Below are 19446 nucleotides of genomic sequence, written 5' to 3' on the forward strand. Positions count from 1 at the left end.
GCCGTCCATGTCCGTACTTCCCTTCAAATCCGGTGGCTACCGCTTCGTCGAAGGCGTGTTCCAATACTCAGCCGGTGTCGCGGCCGAGCCGGGCTATCGCATCGTGCGCGTGCAGTTTCGCGCTCCGGTGCCGCTGGAGGAGGGCTTTCGCCGGATCGAGCGGATCGTCACTGCCGCGGGCCGGCCGCTGACCGCCTTCTGCGCTTGCGAGCTGCGTTCGCCCGCGCCATTCACCGAGGCGGGGTTCACGGCTTTCAACAAGATCTACGTCGGCACGCTGGAGCGCTGGAACATCTTCGACGGGAAGACCAATCCGATCGCGCGCAGCAACGTCTGTCCCGCGATCGCCCCGCCGCCCGAGCCCTCGTTCCATGCCTTCAGCTATACGGAAGCAGCAACCGACGCCGAGCCGTCCTTCGTCATCGCCGGCAGCGGCGAGGCGCCGGAAGGCCGAGGCAATTACCGTGACCACATCGTCAGCCTCGGCGATGTTTCGCCCGCAGGCATCCGCGAGAAGGCGCGCTTCGTGCTGGGCGAGATGGAGCGGCGCATGGGCGCGCTCGGCTTCGGCTGGAAGGACACCACCGCCGCTCAGCTCTACACGATCCACGATATCCATCCGTTCCTGGCGGATGAGATCGTCCGCCGCGGTGCGGCGCGCGCCGGACTGACCTGGCACTACAACCGCCCGCCGGTGGTGGACCTGGAGTACGAGATGGACTGCCGCGGTGTCAGTGTCGAGCGGGTTGTCTGAACACGCGGAGTCATCCGACGCTCAGGCGACTGCCTCTGGAGGCCCGGTGTTGATGAGCGACTCTATCAAAGTTTAGTGACGACTCCCCGCGGCTCGTTTTAGCAGCCACGCACCAGTCGTGAGGGAATGATGGAAGAAGTGAAGTGCCCGAAGTGCGGGGCGCCGATGCGCCCGTTGAGAGACAGCAAAGAGCCGTCCGGAGTCAGCGCTTCTCGTTTTCAATGCTCATTCTGTGGCACTGAGGTGGTCAGCAATTCGAAGCGATGAAACTTATCTCCCTGGCTCGTCCAGATGCTTCGCAATCCGCTCCCAGGTCTCCGCGATGTGGTACAGCATGATCTGAAGCTCGCGCTCGTTGGTGCGCATGGCCATCTCGCGGCACTCAGCCGCCTTCTCTTTGGAAGCCTGCGTTGACAGTGCCATGCCCTACAATGTCGGCTGACGCACGTTGGTTCACTTCGCAACCGATTTTTTGCTCCCATCACGGAAAGTCGACCGGCGAGACCTTCAAGAAACGAGACATTCAAGAAATAAGCCCGCCGAAGCGGGCGGGCCGATGCTCCGTGCTCGTCCTAAGCGTTATCGAAAATCGGACATCAATTTCGAGCCGGGGCTGTAATCCTCTGCATGGGTGTCGGAGCTTTTGTGCATTCCAATCCCGCCGCGCAACGCGCGGCACCAGCCGAGCGTTGCGCGATGCTCGCCGCGCCGGAGCTCCGCGCGTTTTCTGCGATGACCGCGAAAAGGATGAGGGTGCCCATCACCATCACCACCCAGTTCCGTGTAATCCTGCGGGCCTTGCCATGAGGCAGTTTTTTCGCGATCGACCGGCGTGCGGCATGCGGCATCTGAAATTCGGTCTCAGTTTCTCAATGGTTCCAGAGCAATTGCACCCACGGCAGCGCAAAGCCTACGACCATGCCGATCGCGGCTTGCGCGAAGTACAGGACAATGGCCGCACGGCCTAGGACGCTTGCGCTCATGGATGGAGCTTAGCGCTGATTTTGCCGGACGGACCACGGACATCCACAAGTAACCTGACCAAGTAACGTTAAAAGCGCATCCCGCTCGAATTTCCGCGCTGGCAGGCGTTTGCGTGGGCGGGCCTCGCACCTCCGGCCGGCAATTGAAAAGCACCGATAGCTGACGTGAAACTCTTGCAGGATGTTCAGTGACTTGACGCTTGGGCGTCGTCGTCGCCATTGAAGTGTTGAAGCGATTCAGTCGTCAACACCGGGCAGGCGCTGCGGAACCGCCATCGCGCTCAATGCCATGCCTGAACCGACCAGGAATGTGTGTGAAACATGGCCTGCCATGCACAGTCGAATCTCCAGAAGATCGCCGATGCGGCCGATTTCGGCCGCGAAGAACTTACTGAGATTATCGAGCGATATTTCGGCTCTGTTCCTTTCAACAATCCGCGACTCTGGGAGTTCGCGAGTGCGTTCCACGCCCTGGACTCCCGAGGCTTCCTCGACGGCTCGAAACGTGGGCTTGCAATGGGGGCTGGCCGAGAGCCACTAATTTTTCCAGTGTCCGAACGCTCGAATGGCCTGATCGTCACCGACCTGTACGACAAGAAATCCATCTGGACCGAAGCCCGAACCTCTGATCCCGCCGATTTCGTATTGAGTGAGGCGCCGGCTGGTTTTGACGCCAGGAGGATCAGCGTGCGGTCCATGGATATGCGGCAGCTCGATGTCGCGACCGGATCGATAGACTTTGCGTATTCGATATCCTCTTTTGAGCATATTGGTCGCGATGCGGACTTTGTGGCTCACCTCAAGGAAGTGGCTCGTGTTCTGAATAGCCAAGGCGTTTATGTCTTGACCACAGAATTAAGGATCGGGGGGCCGACCCATGACATTGCTGGAAATTACGCCTTCGCAATCGACCATCTGCTTGCACTGATCGAACAGTCCGGGCTTAACCCGGATCCGGTCATCGACCTTTCGCTTACATCTCTTGGAGCCAACCAGCCAAAAGAATTGAGCCGCGTTCGCGGCGTCGAACCTCCGTCGAAATTTGAAGAACTTATAGTGCGCGAGACGGGCGGCATCATGTCGCTGCCTGTGCTTCTGATATTGCGCCCTGGGCGCTACGTCGCGCCGCAAATCGTTGGTCTCGACGAAACCGCTCAATGGCTAAACGACGGGCTCCGGCGCAGGAGCCTCGAACGCAACTCGGATTGGCGGGCGCTGAATCCGTTTGCCGCGCTGCCCACGGGGCGATCGCCTTATGTGGAGCCATGGCCTGCCGACGCTGGCGGCAGCAACATCGTTTTCTCGACTTCTTATCAGCACTTCGCGGAACTCGACATGGAGGCGCGCATCACGTTGGCGGCAGCCGGCGAATCCAATGGAACGACGGCCGTGGCAATCATGTCGTGGAGCACCGTGAACACTTCGGATATGTCGCCGCTCGAAACGCAAACGATCTCGATCGGAGGTTCGCATCCGGTGCAAACAATCGGCTTCCGATTCTCCGCCAAACCTCACCGCTGCTACTCGATCTACGGTCTGGCTGTTGCTGGCGCAGTCCGGCTTGCCTCCATCACGGTCATGGTGCGCAAAGCAATCGAGAGTTAGCGCTTGAACAGGATATCCCAGTGCTGACCATCCGCAGGCAACAAATCCTGCGCCAGCTCGACTGAGGAGTCCGGCAGTACTCGAAATACTTTGAATTGAAGCCGCTTCATGAAGTCGATGAGCTCGACGGGATCGGCTCCTGCAGAACGCAATAAAACCGGCGAGAATTCCATGAATATTCGGATATGAGGGGATTCCGTGAAGACGCGCCGGGCGCCTTTTAGAATTCCTGCTTCCGCGCCTTCGGCATCGATTTTGATGACATCGACGACCGTGCCCGATGGCAGGTATTCGTCCAAACTGACCGTCCTGATTGATACCGGTTCAACTTCATCGAGAAAGGAAGCGGCTAGCTGCGAACCGTCGACCAAGCTGGAACCCGCCATATGGCGTTTCCATCGGTATAATGTCGACTCCCCGCTACGCGAAGTCACCGCGAAGGGTTCGATTTTGGCGCGTCCAAGAAACCCGTTGACGCTGAGGCTTGAGTGAACGAGTTCCGCCAGCTCGCGATGCGGTTCAAAAGCGAGCACGCGTCCCGCATCGCCGACCCAATCGGCTGCCAGAACCGTGAAATATCCGACATTTGCGCCGATATCGATAAAGAACGAGCCCGGCATTATTTCCCGGCGGAGCGCTTGCGTGATCCATAGTTCCCAGTAGCCATCGAGGAGAATGTGCGGAGCAAGGGAAATGTCCCTGGTATCGACAAAAATCTTCTGACCGAATGCTGTCGTCGTGAGGGCTCGATTGTTTCCGAGGTAAATCGACGATCGTGTTTTCGCCGCTTCGACCGATTTGATGGCGCTGAGTTGTCCTACAGCACGGTGAAAGGCTACGAGATGAACGGAAGAGTCCGGTATCGCGGGCGCCAGGCCCGGACGAACGAACACGACGAAGACCTCGTTGGCAAATCCTGGAATAAAGGCGGGCGACAGTACGTTGTTGATAAACTGCGGCGAGCCAATTCTGTCCAGTTCGCCTTTATGCAGGACGATCGCATCTGGGATTGCAGAGCCCGCCCAGCTTTCAATGGCGACCGAGCCTGGGATGTCTTGCACGAGCAAGGATGGGCATACGATCAACGCGTCGCGAACGGGCAATCGCAGAACGAAATCCGCTACAGCGCTCCAGTGTTGATCCCTATGCATCGCCTGCTCGGCCATACGATGGCTGCGACCTCTCAATGCTTGGATGTGCTGAAGTAGCGGCCGCAAAGATATCGCCGGCATAGTCGTCCCACGTTTTCAACCGCGTTCGATCTATGCCCGATCTTCGTGCGTTCACGAAGTCAGGTTCGAACAATGCGCGGGCTAACAATGTTTCGAGTTCGCCGGATGCGCGCGGGTCGAAATAGTCGACCATCGTCCCACCTGCTTCCGGAATGGAAGCCGCGGAACTGGCTAAACAAGGGGTTCCGAACCACAGGCTCTCGCCAACAGGCATTCCCCAACCTTCATACAAGCTAGGAAATACGGTGAAAGCTGCGTTTTTGTAGAGATTGGCGAGAAAAGTGTCGGAGGGGCGCTCGATAATCTGAAGACGCGGCACGCTGCCATAACGCGCCAGGATTTCGGAACGTGGAGTGGCGCCCGCCAGAACCAAGTCTGCTTCGAGCGGATAGATCAAGCTCAGCCCCAACCACGCCTCGATCAAGCGCCGGGCATTTTTGTGGTTGAACACATGAGCCACGCAAAGAACATAAGAGCGTTGCGGCCGAGGAATTTCTCCGGATTGCGCGGAGAATGGAGGGTCCGAGGAGAATTCGTGTGCAGGCGTGACCACCGCTGCGTGAGTGTCCTGCGCGAGACCGAACTTTCCACCGTTACGGAGAAAGTCATCGCGCGTGTGCTTCGACAAGCAGATGAAAGAATCGGAAATCATCACGGCATGACGAAGCCATCGTCGGAATTGCCGCGCACCGCGCCGATCATGATAGATGTCCGGGAAGAGGGGGATGAGATCGAAAATTTCCGACACGACACGAATACGCGCGGCACGTCGGAGCGATTCAGCAGCGTTCAAGGTCGGATAGCAATCCCATCCTGCTCCCGCGAGATAGAGAACGTCTCCGTCGCACGGTCGGTATGTCGGCCCAAGGCAGTCCAAGGGATTGTCGTATTGTCGCTTGAACAACTCGCTTGCTCTACGCCGCATCGTGGAGGTGACGTGACGGTACATCCCATGAGCATAGGGGCTCGGTACGGGAAATTTCCCACGGACTGATGGTTGCCGCCGTTGCGAGAAATCTTGCGAAAGAAATTCTGTCTCTACCAACCGGTGTGCGCGAGTTTTCTCATCGTAGCGAATGATCTTGAAAGGCAAGCCTTGCTTCGCAAGCGACCGCAAAAGATTGAGCGTGACACGTTGAATTCCCGATATGGCGCTTCCACCAGCAAGAAACGCGTTCCAATCGGTGATGTCGACGACCAGCCTGTGATAGACCTCGTTCTTATTTTCCAAGATCCCTCACTCGGGTTGCTGGACAACCTGCATTTGAACGATCCACTGACTCGCGTGTAGCACAGAAAAAATTATTTCATCACACGATTAGACAGATTGAAGCGCCCCAATTCTCACAGACGTCTTGCGTATAAGGCCTGAAGACGTGCGCTGACCCGTCGAGAGGCGGGGGCGCATAGCCGTCGCCGGTCCGGAAGTGGGAGACAATATTTCCACGGCGCGGCTAACCCGGCGCGATAGCGTCCTCTAGCGGGATTGCGAGGTTGATCAACGGCGGCGGTTGGTTTCACGATCAGCGCGATATGGCGAACTCGCTGCATTGCACATTCCCCGGCTGGCGCGAGGCGGCAGCAGTGCGATTGGCGGAGCAGGGTGCATGCCGCACGAGATTGCCGTCGTTACCGAGGATGCAAGCTTGAAAGAGATCGTGCGCTGTACGGCGACTTCAGATCGAACGCGGGCAAATTGGCAATTGGCTCCCCGGGCCGGATTCGAACCAGCGACCAACCGGTTAACAGCCGGTTGCTCTACCACTGAGCTACCGGGGAACGGCGCCACGTTGGTAATGACGGAGGGCGTATAACAAAAGCCTGAACGAATTGCCAAGCATTCCGAGGCGCGCTCGCCAAATCTTTGCGCTGGCGGAGGCAAGGAACAAAAGCACGACTGGCAAAGAGGTTAACTGGAGGCCACGCCCGGAATTGAACCGGGGTACACGGTTTTGCAGACCGTTGCGTAACCACTCCGCCACGTGGCCGTCCGGGGCATGGCTATATAGGACCCGTCGTTCCCCGACAACACGCGGCAAAGCGCCTTCGCAAACCAGATGTCGAGAACCGCGGCTGCGCGTGCCGTCGTGCCGCCCAACTCCTTGTCTTTTGCCGGGGCTTGCCGCAAAAAGCCCGATATCGGGAAGCTTCGAGGCCCTTCATGATCGACTTTGTCGCCGCGCGCCGCATGATGGTTGACGGCCAGGTCCGGACCGCGGACGTGACCGATCCGCGCCTGATCTCTGCCATGCTCGAGTTGCCGCGGGAGCAGTTTTTCCCGGAGGAGAAGGCGTCGCTTGCCTATCTCGATATCGACGTGCCGGTGAGCAGCGGGCAGCCGGTCCGCCGCCTGCTCAAGCCGATGGTGCTCGCCAAACTCATCCAAGCCGCCGAGATCGCTGAAACCAGCCACGTGCTCGATGTCGGCTGCGCCACCGGATATGCGACGGCGCTGCTCGCGCAGCTTGCGGCGTCGGTGGTCGGACTCGAGGAAGATGCGAGCCTAGCGCGGCAAGCGGCCGCGACGGTGAGCGGGGCGAAGGCCAAGAACGCCAAAATTGTCACCGGACCGCTCGCCGCTGGCTGGGCGGCCGAGGCACCTTATGACGTGATCCTGCTGGAAGGCGCGACCGAAGTGGTTCCAGCCGCGCTGATGAAGCAGCTCAAGGTGGGCGGGCGGCTCGCCTGCATATTGGGGCACGGCCCAGGAAAAGCCACAATATATGAACGGACCGAGACCGACATCAGCGGCCGGGCGATCTTCGATGCAGCCGCTTCGGTGTTGCCGGGCTTTGTGAAGCCCCCGGAGTTCGTGTTTTAGCGCTTGGGCGTAGTGTCCGGCCCCGGACAGCCCGCCATCCGTGTTCTGGCCGCAACACCCGCCGTCTTTGTGCTGTGCGGGTCAAAACCTGACATGATCCTGTGTATGAGTACTGGCCCGGGGATATCAAAGGGTTACATTGTTCCCTAGTGTCGGCGTCGCGTCGTCATGTGGCCGAGTTTGACAGCGTTGCGTCCGTATTCTCGTGTTGCAAGAGTACGTGATCTTGCGCGTTTGGGGACCTGAGTGGCGAATGTGGCGAACTAGCGTCGGGGCGGGAGTTGTTGGGGTGGCGGCGTTGGCGCTGGCAGTTGGGCCGGCCTCAGGCGACACCATCCGCTGGGCGCTGACCCAGGCCTATATCAACAATCCGAACATCAACGCGCAGCGCGCGGCCGTTCGCGCGACGGACGAAGGTGTTCCCAAGGCGCTGTCCGGTTATCGGCCCCGCATCAGCCTGTCGGCTGCGGCCGGCGAAGCGTTTCTCGATTCCACCGCTCGCGTGCAAGGCGTGACCGGACCCAACTATCCGCGGACGATTGGCAACAACGCCATCCAGACCTATGGCGCCACCTATTCGCAGACACTGCTGAACGGCAACCAGACGGCGAACCAGACGCGGCAAGCCGAGCAGCAGGTTTCGGCGGCGCGCGAGACGCTGCGCAACACCGAACAGACGATTTTGCTGCAGGCGGCCACCGCCTACATGAACCTGATCCGTGACGCCGCGACGCTGAGCCTGCAGCGCAGCAACGTCGAAGTGCTTCAGGAGCAGCTCCGCCAGACCCGCGACCGCTACGACGTCGGCGAGGTGACGCGCACTGACGTCGCCCAGGCTGAATCGCGTTTGGCCCAAGCGCGCGCCACGATGTTGCAGGCGGAGTCGAATTACACGAGTTCGCGTTCGACCTATCGCCAGGTCATCGGCGTCGAGCCGGGACGACTCGATCCGGCAAGCCCGGTCGACCGGCTGTCGCCGGCCAAGCTCGAGCAGGGCATCGTGATGGCCCGGTCGCAGCACCCTGCGGTGACGACCTCGATGTTCAACGTCGATTCCGCTGTGTTCGCGGTCAAGGTGGCCGAGGCTTCGCTCTATCCGACGCTGACCGCGGTCGGGTCGGTTCAGAAGTCGTACGGTTCGACCTCGGTGCTGTCGAACCTCGAAACCTTCTCCGCCATCGGGCAGGCGCAGCTCAACGTGCCGATCTATCAGGGTGGCACTGAGTACGCGAACATTCGCCAGGCCAAGGAGCTGCTGCAGCAGCAACGCGTCAACCTCGACAACCAGCGCGACATTCAGCAGCAGAACCTGGTGCAGACCTGGGGCGCGCTGGACGCCGCCAAGGCCGCGGTGCTGGCGAACCAGACCGCGGTGAACGCCGCCGAGATCGCGCTCAACGGCGTGCGCGAAGAGGCCCGCGTTGGCCAGCGCACCACGCTCGACGTGCTCAACGCTCAGCAGGAGCTGGTGAATGCGCGTGTGGCTCTCGTCAGCGCGCAGCGCGATCGCGTGGTGAATTCTTACGGTGTGCTCGCGGCCGTCGGCGGGCTTTCGCCGCAAACGCTGCGCCTCGACGTGCCGATCTACGATCCGGTCGTGCACTACCATCAGGTCCGCGACACCTGGGCCGGCGTGCGTACGCCTGACGGCAAGTAAGCGCACGCTTCTCTGCAGCCTCACGTGCATCGGCGATTCGTCCACAAACAACGATCGCACTTGCCCGATCGGCTGCCACAGTTGAGCCGTTCCGTGCCAATATCGCAGTAAGGCAGTGATTCGCCGCATGTCCGCCTTGGTGCCGGCATCGTGCGGCGGGCACGGGGAATTCGTTGCGGGGAAATGAACAATGAATCAACCGGCGAAGGCGCAAGAGCCGTCGATGGAGGAGATTCTTGCCTCCATCCGCCGCATCATCGCTGACGACGATTCCAAGCCGGCGCCGCGGCCCCAGGCAGCGGCAGCGCCCAAGCCTGCGGCGCCGCCACCCCGGCCGGTGCAGCCGCCGCCCAAGGTGATGATGCCGCCGCCCGAGCCGGTGCCGCAGCACGATCTGATGGCGCGGATGGAGCCACCATCTCCGGAACCGCAGGACATTCTCGATCTCACCGAGCAGATGGCCGATATCGCGGCGGAATCGCCGAGCTTCCAAACGATCGATGGCCAGTCGGACGTGGTCTTCGCCGACCCTCAGCCGGAGCCGCCTGCGCCGCCGCCGCGTCCGGCTCAAGCGCCGCCGCAATCCTACGCGCCGCCGCCGCGTTCCGCAGACCAGTTGTTGTCATCGTCCACGACGGCCGCGGTCGATTCCGCTTTCAATACGCTGGCGCAGACCGTGCTGGTGCAGAACGCCCGCACTCTTGAAGATCTGGTGCGCGAGATGCTGCGGCCGATGTTGAAGTCATGGCTCGACGACAATCTGCCGGGCATGGTCGAACGGATCGTCAAGGCCGAGATCGAGCGCGTCGCGCGCGGCCGCTGAAATCTTCTGGTTCAGATCGCGCGGCGCTTCAGCTGCGCGGTGAAGAAGAACGCCAACGCCGGCAGCGCCAAAGCCGCGACAACGAAGATCGGCGGCGCGCCGAAGCGATCCATCACCGGTGCTCCCAGCGCCACGCCGAGTGTCTGACCGAGAAAATACATCGATGCGAACAGCGTAACGCCGGTGCCGCGGGCCTGCGGTACCATTTGCGTCGCCTCGGTCTGCAGCGTGTTGTGCAGCATGTAGAAGCCGAGCCCCAGCCCGAGCGTCGCGAGCGGCGCGAAGTACCAGACCGGCTGAACCGCGAGCGTCAGAAACGCGAGCCCGAGCACGATGCCGCCGGTCTTGGCGATGCCGGTCTGGCCGAGCCTCCTCATCATGGGCTTCACCGTGGCGGCATAGATCAGCCCGCCGAGCGCGAAGATGCCGATGATGACGCCAACGCCTGCGAAACTCACACCGAAGCGCAGATGCAGGTCTGCGCCGATGTAAGAGAACACACCCTGGAAGAACGTGCCCTCGAGGCCGACCGATAGCAGCATGATGCGCGCCCACGGCGTCCCGAGCACGATCCGGTAGCTCTCGATCATGCCGCGGCGCTCCTGCATGCCCGACGCGGGGCGCGTGATCGGATTGGAAAAGAGCTGCCAGGTCAGCGCGGCGGCGGCCGCCGCCAGCATCGCGGCGAGCGCAAAGAAGGTGACGCGCCAGCCGAAATAGTCGCCGATCACGCCGCCTGCGGCTTGCCCGAACAACTGACCGAGCACCTGGCCCGCCAGGAACCGGCCGAGCACCTGTTGGCGCTGATCGTAAGGCACCACGTCGCCGATATAGGCCAGGCTGATCGGCAGGATCCAGGCGACCGTAAGACCCGAGAAGAAGCGGGCGAGGGTGAGGCCGTCGAGCGAGCGGGCCAGTCCGCAGGCCGCGACCGTCAGCGCCGACAGCCCGCAGGCCACAGCCACCGTGCGGTATTTGCCGAAGCGGTCGGCGATCGGCCCGGTGATGAACTGGGTCGTGCCATGGGTCAGCGCATAGGCGGTGATCACGATCGAGGCGACGCCGACCGTGACGGCGAAATCGGTGGCGATCTGCGGCAGAAGCGTGTCGGCGCTGCGGACCAACGCCTGGCTCGCAAAGCTCGCCACGGCGAGCGACAGGATGGCCGCCATCGGATTGCCGGGGCGGGGCGCTGCGGGTGGCGGCGGGGTGGGTGAGGTGGTTGACGTTGACAGCATCGGGGGTGGCGGGCTTTCTACCGCGCCACCAGATTCAATGCCAATTGACCCTATAGATTCGTCAGTAAAATCGCGATGATCGACAAGACTTACCTGCCGTCCGAGGTTGAAGGCCGCATTTATGCCGCCTGGGAGAACGCGCAGGCGTTCCGGGCCGGCCGGCCTGAGCGGAAATCCGCCGCGCCCTACAGCATCGTGATCCCGCCGCCGAACGTGACGGGCTCGCTGCACATGGGTCACGCGCTCAACAACACGCTGCAGGACATCCTGGCGCGGTTCGAGCGCATGCGCGGCAAGGATGTGCTGTGGCAGCCCGGCACCGATCACGCCGGCATCGCGACGCAGATGGTGGTCGAGCGGCAATTGATGGAGCGCCAGGAGCCGGGCCGCCGCGACATGGGCCGGCAGAAGTTCCTGGAGCGGGTCTGGGCCTGGAAGGCGGAGTCCGGCGGCACCATCGTCAACCAGCTCAAGCGGCTCGGCGCGTCCTGCGACTGGTCGCGCGAGCGCTTCACCATGGACGAAGGCCTGTCCAAGGCCGTGCTCAAGGTGTTCGTCACGCTCTACAACGAGGGCCTGATCTACAAGGACAAGCGGCTGGTCAACTGGGACCCGAAGCTGCTCACGGCGATCTCCGATCTCGAGGTGCAGCAGGTCGAGATCAAGGGCCACCTCTGGCACATCAAGTATCCGATCGAAGGCACCGATGAGCAGATCATCGTTGCCACCACGCGGCCCGAGACCATGCTGGGGGACACCGCGGTCGCGGTGCATCCGGACAACGAGCGGCTGAAGCACCTGATCGGCAAGACCGCGGTGCTGCCGCTGGTCGGCCGGCGGATTACCATCGTCGGCGACGACTACGCCGATCCGGAGAAGGGCACCGGCGCGGTGAAGATCACGCCGGCGCACGACTTCAACGACTTCGAGGTCGGCAAGCGGCACAACCTGCCGCAGGTCAGCGTGCTCGACATCGAAGGCAAGATGGCGCTTGCGGACAACGAGGCGTTTCTGGACGGCGTGCCGTCGACGCCCGCGCTCGACGAGACCATGAAGCTTCATGGCGTCGATCGCTTCAAGGCGCGCAAGCTGATCGTCGAGCGGCTGGAGACGGCCGGCTTCCTCGACAAGATCGAGCCGCATACGCACATGGTGCCGCACGGCGACCGCTCCAACGTGGTGATCGAGCCGTTCCTGACCGACCAGTGGTACGTCAACGCCAAGGCGCTGGCCGTCGAAGCCACGGCCGCCGTGCGCGATGGCCGCACGACGTTCGTGCCGAAGAACTGGGAGAAGACCTATTTCGACTGGATGGAGAACATCCAGCCGTGGTGCATCTCGCGTCAGCTCTGGTGGGGGCATCAGATCCCGGCGTGGTACGGCCAGGACGGCAAGGTGTTCGTCGCCGAGACCGAAGAGGAAGCGGTGTCGCGGGCGCTGGCCTACTATCAGGAGACCGGCGCGATCACGGCGCACGATGCGCGCGAAATGGCGGTCCATCCCGAGAAGCGCGCGCCGTTCCTGACTCGCGACGAGGACGTGCTCGACACCTGGTTCTCGTCGGCGCTGTGGCCGTTCTCCACGTTGGGATGGCCCGACGAGACGCCGGAGCTTGAGCGCTTCTATCCGACCTCGGCGCTGGTGACCGGTTTCGACATCATCTTCTTCTGGGTCGCCCGCATGATGATGATGGGACTGCACTTCAAGAAAGAGGTGCCGTTCAAGGACGTCTACATCCACGCCCTCGTCCGCGACGAGAAGGGCGCCAAGATGTCGAAGTCCAAGGGCAACGTCATCGATCCGCTGGCGCTGATCGACGAGTACGGCGCCGATGCGCTGCGCTTCACGCTCGCCGCCATGGCGGCGCAAGGCCGCGACATCAAGCTCTCGACCCAGCGCGTCGAAGGCTATCGCAACTTCGCGACCAAGCTCTGGAATGCGGCGCGCTTCGTCGAGTTCAACGGCGCCGGCCGCGTCGCGGGCTTCGATCCGAAGTCGGTGAAAGAAACGCTGAACCGCTGGATTGCCCACGAGACCGCGAAGGCCACTCGCGAGATCAGCGAAGCGATCGAAGCCTACAAGTTCAACGAGGCGGCGGGCGCGGCCTATCGCTTCGTCTGGAACGTTTACTGCGACTGGTATGTGGAGCTGTCGAAACCCTTGCTGACGGGCCCTGACGGTGCGGCCAAGGACGAGACTCGCGCGACGGCCGCCTGGGCGCTCGACGAGATATTGAAGCTGCTGCATCCGTTCATGCCGTTCATCACCGAGGAACTCTGGCGCGTCACCGCCGAGACGGGGCCTGCGCGCGACACGCCGCTGGTGCTGGCGTCGTGGCCCGCGCTCGAAGGCCTCGACAACGCCGAGGCCGAAGCCGAGATCGGCTGGTTCATCGATCTCGTCACGTCGATCCGCTCGGTGCGCGTGGAAATGAACATTCCGGCCTCGACGGCGATCCCGGTGGTGCTCGCCCGCGCCTCCGCCGAAACGAAAGCCCGTGCCGAGCGCTGGGCGGAGTTCGCCAAGCGGCTCGCTCGCGTCGCCGACATCAGCTTTGCCGATACGCCGCCGCAGGGCTCGGTGCAGCTTCTGATCCGCGGCGACGTCGCGGCGCTGCCGCTCAAGGGTGTGATCGACTTCTCAGCCGAGCGCGCCCGGCTGCAGAAGGAGATGCAGAAGGCCGAAGCCGACATCCAGCACGTCGATCGCAAGCTCAACAATCCGAAGTTCGTCGCCAACGCCGACGAAGAGGTCGTCGAGGGCGAGCGCGAGAAGCGCGAAGAGGCCGTGGGCCGCCGCCAGAAAATCATCGAGGCGCTGGAACGGCTGCAAAGCGCGACCTGAGCCCCGAGGTGAGCGAGCGACGGCCATTCCAGGAGCGGGTGATCGGAGCGATCATCCGCAGGCCGTATCATGATGAAACCGGCCACAAGGGTCCGTTCGGCCGTTTCGCCCATGCCCAGCCGCATGTGGTGCGCCGCTACGAGCTGACGTTGCCGGGCTGGCCGCGCTTCGCACGGCCGTTGCGGATCGCGTTCCTGTCCGACTTTCATGTCGGTTCGCACACCGGCGATCTCGCGCGGCTTGCAGCCATTGCCAAGGAGGCTGAGGCCTATTCGCCGGATCTGGTGCTCTACGGCGGCGATTACATGAACATGCATCTGCTCGGCCGCGGTCGTGTGCCGCCGCGCAGCATCGCATCCGTGTTGTCGCGGCTCACCGGCCGCTGCGGTCGCTTCGCCGTGCTCGGCAACCACGATTACATCTACGGCAGGCTTGAAGTCGATCGGGCGCTGCGCGCGGCCGGCATCGTGGTGATCGAGCATGGCCAGCAGGCGTTCACCTACGAACAGCACAGCATCGACGTGGTCGGCGTCCCCGACGCGCATGTGCAATGGCAGGCCGCGAAGGGATTCCTCGCGGGTCTCCCGCGCAACAAGCCAGCGATCATCCTTACCCACGATCCGGCGCGGTTTGCCGAAATGCCCGATGGGCCGTTCCTGACGCTCGCCGGCCACACCCACGGCGGTCAGATCAAATTCCCGGTGCTGGGCGTGCTCATGAACGCGAGCCGCGCGCCGCTGCGCTGGAGTCACGGCCATGTGGCCGAGGGTGGCCGGCATCTGATCGTGACCGCGGGGCTCGGCACCAGCACCGTGCCGCTGCGGATCGGCGTGCCGCCGGAATACGCCATCATCGACGTGACCGGGCCATGAAATGGCGGATCGCCGGCTGGGCGGTCGCCGCCATCGTCGCATTCGTCGTTGCGTTGACTGTGCTGACGGCCCGTCCGGCCGACCCAGCGCTATGGCCGCCCGCTGCAGGCGCGCCGAACATCGAGATCGATGTGGTGAGCCACGGCTATCACTCAGGCTTGGTCATCGCTCGTGCCGCCATAGCGGAGGCAGCAGAGCGCAGCGGCGACGTGGCTCTCACCGCGGTGGCGCAGCGCTTTGCAAACTATCAATGGCTCGAGATCGGCTGGGGTGACGAAGGCTTTTACCGCAGCGTTCCGGACGTCACCTCGCTGACCGTCCGTCTCGCGCTGCGCGCGCTGTTTGCGCCGGGCAATGCGTCGGTCGTTCATGTGGTGGGTTTGAGCCTTCCGGCGCGTGAGACATTTCCGAATGCCGACATCATCCGCATCCCGCTATCGGATGAAGGCTTTGTGCGAATACTCATGGGCCTCGATGCAAGCTTCGGACGCGATCCGAACGGTGCGCCACTCGAGCCGCTTGGGCCCGGACTCTACGGGCCAAGCCTGTTCTATCGCGGCATTGGTGCATTTCACGCGTTTAATGTGTGCAATCATTGGGTCGCGCGATTGCTCTCGGGGGCGGGCTTGCCGACCGCGCCGGTGCTGGCGACCCTGCCGCTGGGCCTGTTCCTCGACTTGAAATGGCGGGCGGGGCTCGTTCCTTTGCCGAAGCCGTGATTTGATTGGCGGACAGGAGCGGGAGGCACGCATGTCCGACGAACAGCAAAACGTCACTCTCTTGAAACAGGCCTACAAGACCTGGAACGACACGAAAGGTGGCAGCGTCGACGAGTGGATGAAGATCTGCGCCGACAACATCAAGTTCGGCTCGCTGGCCCAGGGGCCTTCCGGAGCCGAATATCTCACCGATTACAGCCATCGTGACGCGCTGAAAGAGTACTTCGGCGGGCTCGCGCGCGACTGGCAAATGATCGAGTACGTCGACGAGAGCATCGTCGCGCAGGGCGATCGCGCGGTCGTCCTGGGCCGCTGCTCCTGGCGCTACAAAAAAACCGGAAAGGTTGTTGAAACCAAAATCGCCGCGTCGTGGCGCTTCGCCAACGGCAAGGCGGTGGAGTATTTTGAGTTTTACGACACCGCGGGCGTGCTTGCCGCGATGGCGTAACAGCCGGGTGGAATGCGATGAAGGTTTTTCTGGCGGGTGCGACCGGCGTGATCGGCCGGCCGCTGATCGGACTGCTGCGGAACGCAGGACATGCCGTCACCGGCACGACGCGGTCGGCTGCCAAGATTCCCGAGATCGAAAAGCTTGGTGCGGTCGGCGTCGCGGTGGATGCCTTCGATGCTGAAGGGCTGAAGCGCGCCGTTGCTGCAGCCAAGCCTGACGTGGTGATCCATCAGTTGACGGACCTGCCGGATGTCAGCGATCCGGCGCAGATGGCGGTGGTGCGCGAGAAGAATGCACGGCTTCGTGTCGATGGCACGAGGAACCTGATGGCGGCGGCCTTTGCGGCGGGTGTCCGGCGGGTGATCGCGCAGAGCATCGCCTTCATCTACGCGCCGGGCGAGGGGCCCCGGAAGGAGACCGATCCGCTCGATTCAAGCGAAGCCCAGCGCGCCAGCATCGATGGCGTGAAGGCTCTGGAACATGCGGTCCTCAGCACGCCCGGCATCGATGGCATCGTGCTGCGTTATGGCCGGCTCTATGGTCCCGGTACCTGGTTCGACAAGCCCGGCAGCGCCGGCTCGCTGACCACCGGCGCGGCGGCGCAGGCCGCGCTGCTCGCGCTCACCCGGGGGGCACCCGGCGTCTACAACATCGCCGAGGATGACGGCGCGTTTTCGGTCGAGAGGGCCCGGCGGGAGCTGGGATTCGATCCGTTTTTCCGGCTGTAGCCACACGTGTCCCGGACGCGGTGCAGCGCGTAACGAAGTGAAGCGGTGCGCCGCTGATCCGGGACCCCGGTTGCTATCCCGGAAAGAAAGAAACCGGGGTCCCGGGTCAGCATCGCACCACTCGCTCTGCTCGCGCTGCGATGCGCCCGGGACACAAGCTGCACGAGCCTTGAATTGAGCCCCTGACTCTGTAAATACGCCCCCATGAACGCACCAGTCCGGGCGCCCGGCGCAGGCCACAACCGTTCGCCGCTCGCCGATGAGATCGAGCGGCGGCGCACCTTCGCGATCATTTCCCACCCCGACGCCGGCAAGACCACGCTGACCGAAAAGCTCCTGCTGTTCGGGGGCGCCATTCAGCTCGCCGGCCAGGTCAAGGCCAAGCGCAACCGCCGCACCACCCAGTCGGACTGGATGTCGATCGAGAAGGAGCGCGGCATCTCGGTGGTCACCTCGGTGATGACCTTCGAGTATGACGGGCACGTCTTCAACCTGCTCGACACGCCGGGCCACGAGGACTTCTCCGAGGACACCTACCGGACGCTGACCGCCGTCGACTCCGCCGTCATGGTGATCGACGCCGCGAAGGGCATCGAGGCGCGCACCCGCAAGCTGTTCGAGGTCTGCCGGCTGCGCGACATTCCGATCGTCACCTTCATCAACAAGATGGACCGCGAGAGTCGCGACCCGTTCGACCTTCTGGACGAGATCGAGAAGACGCTCGCGCTCGACACCACACCGGTGAACTGGCCGGTCGGCCGCGGCCGCGACTTCGTCGGCACTGTTGCCATCGAAGGTGGAGGCGTGCGGCTTCTGGAAGGCGATGCCGGCAAGGCCGGCACCTTGCGCGAAATGAGCATTGAGGATGTGGCCGCGCTCAATCCCAATCTCGACGCGTCCGCCGTTTCCGACGAACTCGAGCTCGCCCGCGGGGGCTGCAAGCCGTTCGAGCTGGAGGCGTTCCGCGAAGGCCACCTGTCGCCGGTGTTCTTCGGCTCGGCACTGAAGAACTTCGGCGTCGGCGATCTTCTGGATGCCATCGGCCGCATCGCGCCGTCGCCGCGAGCGCAGAAGGCCGACAAGCGCACGGTCGAAGCCGACGAAAACAACATGTCGGCCTTCGTGTTCAAGATCCAGGCGAACATGGATCCGAACCACCGCGACCGCATCGCGTTCGCGCGGCTCTGCTCCGGCAAGCTGATCCGCGGCATGAAGGTGAAGCAGGTCCGCACCGGCAAGTCGCTGTCGCTCACCGCGCCGCAGTTCTTTTTCGCCCAGGACCGCTCGGTGGCCGACGAAGCCTTTGCGGGCGACGTGGTCGGCATCCCGAACCATGGCGCGATCTCGATCGGCGACACGCTGACCGAGGGCGAAGACCTCAACTTCGTCGGCGTGCCGAACTTCGCGCCCGAAATCCTGCGCCGGGTGCGGCTGCCGGACGCGATGAAGGCGAAGAAGCTGAAGGAGGCGCTTCAGCAACTCGCCGAAGAGGGCGTGGTCCAGGTGTTCCGGCCGCGGGACGGCTCGCCGGCGCTGGTCGGCGTCGTTGGCCCGCTGCAGCTTGACGTGCTGCGGGTGCGCCTCAAGGACGAATACGGCCTCGAAGTCCTGTGGGACACTGCCGAGTTCGGGCTGGCGCGCTGGGTCTCAGCCGAAGACCCCAAGGTGCTGGAGAAGTTCGTCAAGGATCACGGCCTCAGCATCGCCGATGACCTCGACGGTGATCCGGTCTATCTCGCCAAGAACGACTTCTATCTCGGCTACACGCGCGACCGCGCACCCGGCATCGTGTTCACCGACGTCAAGGATCGCCACGCCGGCGACAAGGCGGCCGCGTAAGCCGAGCGAGGTCAGGTTCGGCCTGTCAGCCGTTCTTGAACGGCTTGCTCAGAAACTTCGAGCCCTTCAGGCCATAACGCCAGGGCAGGTCCGCGGCCTTCGTGATGCCGATGCGGACACCGCTTTCGACCTCGAACTCGCCGTCGCGGGCATAGACCTCGAAGGGCGGCTGATCGAGCGCGAGGCCGTTGTGGGCATGAGTCACGCCCATGGCTTCGGTCAGGCGCCCGGGGCCAGAGCACAAGAGCCGCTCGTCGGTCAGGCCGCGCCGTCGCTTCATCTTGGCCAGGCCCTCCAACGGCTCGATCGCCCGGATCAGCACCGCGCTGGCCGAGCCCGCGGGCTCGCAGACGAAGTTCACACACCAGTGAATGCCGTAAGAGCGATAAACGTAAACAAAGCCTGCCGGACCAAACATAACTGCGTTGCGCTCGGTGAGGCCTCGGTAACTATGCGCCGCGGGATCGGTGTGGTGATAGGCCTCGACCTCCACGATCCGGCCGCCCACGCCGTCTACGAGCAGCGTCGCCCCGATCAAGTCGGGCGCGACGAGATGCACGCTTCGGCTGAAAAACCGCTTATGGAGCTGGCGCAAGGACAAGGGATAACGATTGTTGATGTTGCAGCACGGCAACCCTATGTGACTTGGCTGCAACAAGTTTGGAACATTTGAATTCCGGTCGTCCGTTTGGAGGAACGCGCCGTGATTTAGCCATACCCTTTGCCGACATCGAAGACACGTCACAAACCGTTGTGGCATTACCGGATTTTTCAGCCGGATCGAGTAACGGGTTGGGACGAAAAGATTTGCATCCGCCAGGCATTTCCCGCGGGGGGAGACAGCAGCGGTGAGGGGGGCGAAAGCCCGAAGGATGCGGCC

At 62.8% G+C, this 19446-nt stretch carries 14 protein-coding genes, 2 tRNA genes and 1 pseudogene; 11 read left to right on the top strand and 6 right to left on the bottom strand.

The window, feature by feature from the left end; all coding sequences use genetic code 11:
• The first annotated feature begins 7 nt into the window (after positions 1-7).
• Positions 8-754 (top strand): 2-amino-5-chloromuconate deaminase CnbZ, encoded by a 747-nt coding sequence (gene cnbZ, locus RHPLAN_RS18330; protein WP_068020555.1) that lies wholly within the window; start codon positions 8-10, stop codon positions 752-754.
• A gap of 1304 nt (positions 755-2058) precedes the next feature.
• Complete coding sequence (locus RHPLAN_RS18335) at positions 2059-3342, top strand: class I SAM-dependent methyltransferase (protein ID WP_068020557.1); 1284 nt, start codon at positions 2059-2061, stop codon at positions 3340-3342.
• Here the strand turns inward: RHPLAN_RS18335 and RHPLAN_RS18340 are convergent.
• From RHPLAN_RS18340 to RHPLAN_RS18360, 4 genes are all read right to left on the bottom strand, one after another.
• On the bottom strand, positions 3339-4508 hold the full coding sequence (locus tag RHPLAN_RS18340) for an FkbM family methyltransferase (RefSeq protein WP_068020559.1): 1170 nt from the start codon (positions 4506-4508) through the stop codon (positions 3339-3341). The two genes, RHPLAN_RS18335 and RHPLAN_RS18340, sit on opposite strands and share 4 nt — an antisense overlap.
• Positions 4486-5805: a glycosyltransferase gene (locus RHPLAN_RS18345; RefSeq protein ID WP_157100334.1), complete on the bottom strand. Its 1320-nt coding sequence runs from the start codon at positions 5803-5805 to the stop codon at positions 4486-4488. Before RHPLAN_RS18345 ends, RHPLAN_RS18340 begins: the two co-directional genes overlap by 23 nt.
• A gap of 473 nt (positions 5806-6278) precedes the next feature.
• Positions 6279-6353 (bottom strand) — tRNA-Asn (locus tag RHPLAN_RS18355).
• 135 nt (positions 6354-6488) lie between these two features.
• Positions 6489-6562: transfer RNA gene (locus tag RHPLAN_RS18360), tRNA-Cys, on the bottom strand.
• Between the two features lie 173 nt (positions 6563-6735).
• Here RHPLAN_RS18360 and RHPLAN_RS18365 point away from each other — a divergent pair.
• The 3 genes from RHPLAN_RS18365 (at position 6736) to RHPLAN_RS18375 (ending at position 9875) form a co-directional block, all read left to right on the top strand.
• Positions 6736-7395 (top strand): protein-L-isoaspartate O-methyltransferase family protein, encoded by a 660-nt coding sequence (locus tag RHPLAN_RS18365; RefSeq protein WP_068020565.1) that lies wholly within the window; start codon positions 6736-6738, stop codon positions 7393-7395.
• Positions 7396-7648: 253 nt separating this feature from the next.
• On the top strand, positions 7649-9052 hold the full coding sequence (locus RHPLAN_RS18370) for a TolC family outer membrane protein (RefSeq protein WP_068020570.1): 1404 nt from the start codon (positions 7649-7651) through the stop codon (positions 9050-9052).
• A gap of 190 nt (positions 9053-9242) precedes the next feature.
• Positions 9243-9875: a PopZ family protein gene (locus RHPLAN_RS18375; protein WP_068020580.1), complete on the top strand. Its 633-nt coding sequence runs from the start codon at positions 9243-9245 to the stop codon at positions 9873-9875.
• A gap of 11 nt (positions 9876-9886) precedes the next feature.
• Here the strand turns inward: RHPLAN_RS18375 and RHPLAN_RS18380 are convergent, their stop codons facing one another.
• Positions 9887-11047 (bottom strand): MFS transporter, encoded by a 1161-nt coding sequence (locus RHPLAN_RS18380; RefSeq protein ID WP_068020581.1) that lies wholly within the window; start codon positions 11045-11047, stop codon positions 9887-9889.
• Between the two features lie 141 nt (positions 11048-11188).
• On the opposite strand from RHPLAN_RS18380, the pseudogene RHPLAN_RS18385 reads away from it, so the two are divergent.
• The 6 genes and pseudogenes from RHPLAN_RS18385 to RHPLAN_RS18410 all read left to right on the top strand — a co-directional run.
• Positions 11189-13957: pseudogene (locus RHPLAN_RS18385) on the top strand (valine--tRNA ligase); the annotation flags it as partial.
• Positions 13958-13965: 8 nt separating this feature from the next.
• Entirely contained in the window at positions 13966-14829 is an 864-nt protein-coding gene (locus tag RHPLAN_RS40150; RefSeq protein ID WP_198165025.1) for a metallophosphoesterase, read from the top strand.
• On the top strand, positions 14826-15548 hold the full coding sequence (locus tag RHPLAN_RS18395; RefSeq protein ID WP_068020588.1) for a DUF2459 domain-containing protein: 723 nt from the start codon (positions 14826-14828) through the stop codon (positions 15546-15548). Before RHPLAN_RS40150 ends, RHPLAN_RS18395 begins: the two co-directional genes overlap by 4 nt.
• Before the next feature lie 31 nt (positions 15549-15579).
• Positions 15580-15996, top strand: a complete 417-nt coding sequence (locus RHPLAN_RS18400) for a nuclear transport factor 2 family protein (protein ID WP_068020591.1) — start codon at positions 15580-15582, stop codon at positions 15994-15996.
• A gap of 17 nt (positions 15997-16013) precedes the next feature.
• Positions 16014-16727: an NAD-dependent epimerase/dehydratase family protein gene (locus RHPLAN_RS18405; RefSeq protein ID WP_068020594.1), complete on the top strand. Its 714-nt coding sequence runs from the start codon at positions 16014-16016 to the stop codon at positions 16725-16727.
• Positions 16728-16931: 204 nt separating this feature from the next.
• Entirely contained in the window at positions 16932-18566 is a 1635-nt protein-coding gene (locus tag RHPLAN_RS18410; protein ID WP_068020596.1) for a peptide chain release factor 3, read from the top strand.
• Between the two features lie 25 nt (positions 18567-18591).
• Here the strand turns inward: RHPLAN_RS18410 and RHPLAN_RS18415 are convergent, their stop codons facing one another.
• Positions 18592-19185, bottom strand: a complete 594-nt coding sequence (locus RHPLAN_RS18415; protein ID WP_084246561.1) for a DNA-3-methyladenine glycosylase — start codon at positions 19183-19185, stop codon at positions 18592-18594.
• Between the last annotated feature and the right edge of the window lie 261 nt (positions 19186-19446).

Source organism: Rhodoplanes sp. Z2-YC6860, assembly GCF_001579845.1.
Lineage (GTDB): Bacteria > Pseudomonadota > Alphaproteobacteria > Rhizobiales > Xanthobacteraceae > Z2-YC6860.

Excerpts from the sequence above, each read along its gene's own strand:
- cnbZ (WP_068020555.1), top strand. The coding sequence starts at position 8 with ATGTCCGTACTTCCCTTCAAATCCGGTGGCTACCGCTTCGTCGAAGGC.
- RHPLAN_RS18335 (WP_068020557.1), top strand. The coding sequence starts at position 2,059 with ATGGCCTGCCATGCACAGTCGAATCTCCAGAAGATCGCCGATGCGGCC.
- RHPLAN_RS18340 (WP_068020559.1), bottom strand. The coding sequence starts at position 4,508 with ATGGCCGAGCAGGCGATGCATAGGGATCAACACTGGAGCGCTGTAGCG.
- RHPLAN_RS18365 (WP_068020565.1), top strand. The coding sequence starts at position 6,736 with ATGATCGACTTTGTCGCCGCGCGCCGCATGATGGTTGACGGCCAGGTC.
- RHPLAN_RS18370 (WP_068020570.1), top strand. The coding sequence starts at position 7,649 with ATGTGGCGAACTAGCGTCGGGGCGGGAGTTGTTGGGGTGGCGGCGTTG.
- RHPLAN_RS18375 (WP_068020580.1), top strand. The coding sequence starts at position 9,243 with ATGAATCAACCGGCGAAGGCGCAAGAGCCGTCGATGGAGGAGATTCTT.
- RHPLAN_RS18380 (WP_068020581.1), bottom strand. The coding sequence starts at position 11,047 with ATGGCGGCCATCCTGTCGCTCGCCGTGGCGAGCTTTGCGAGCCAGGCG.
- RHPLAN_RS18395 (WP_068020588.1), top strand. The coding sequence starts at position 14,826 with ATGAAATGGCGGATCGCCGGCTGGGCGGTCGCCGCCATCGTCGCATTC.
- RHPLAN_RS18400 (WP_068020591.1), top strand. The coding sequence starts at position 15,580 with ATGTCCGACGAACAGCAAAACGTCACTCTCTTGAAACAGGCCTACAAG.
- RHPLAN_RS18405 (WP_068020594.1), top strand. The coding sequence starts at position 16,014 with ATGAAGGTTTTTCTGGCGGGTGCGACCGGCGTGATCGGCCGGCCGCTG.
- RHPLAN_RS18410 (WP_068020596.1), top strand. The coding sequence starts at position 16,932 with ATGAACGCACCAGTCCGGGCGCCCGGCGCAGGCCACAACCGTTCGCCG.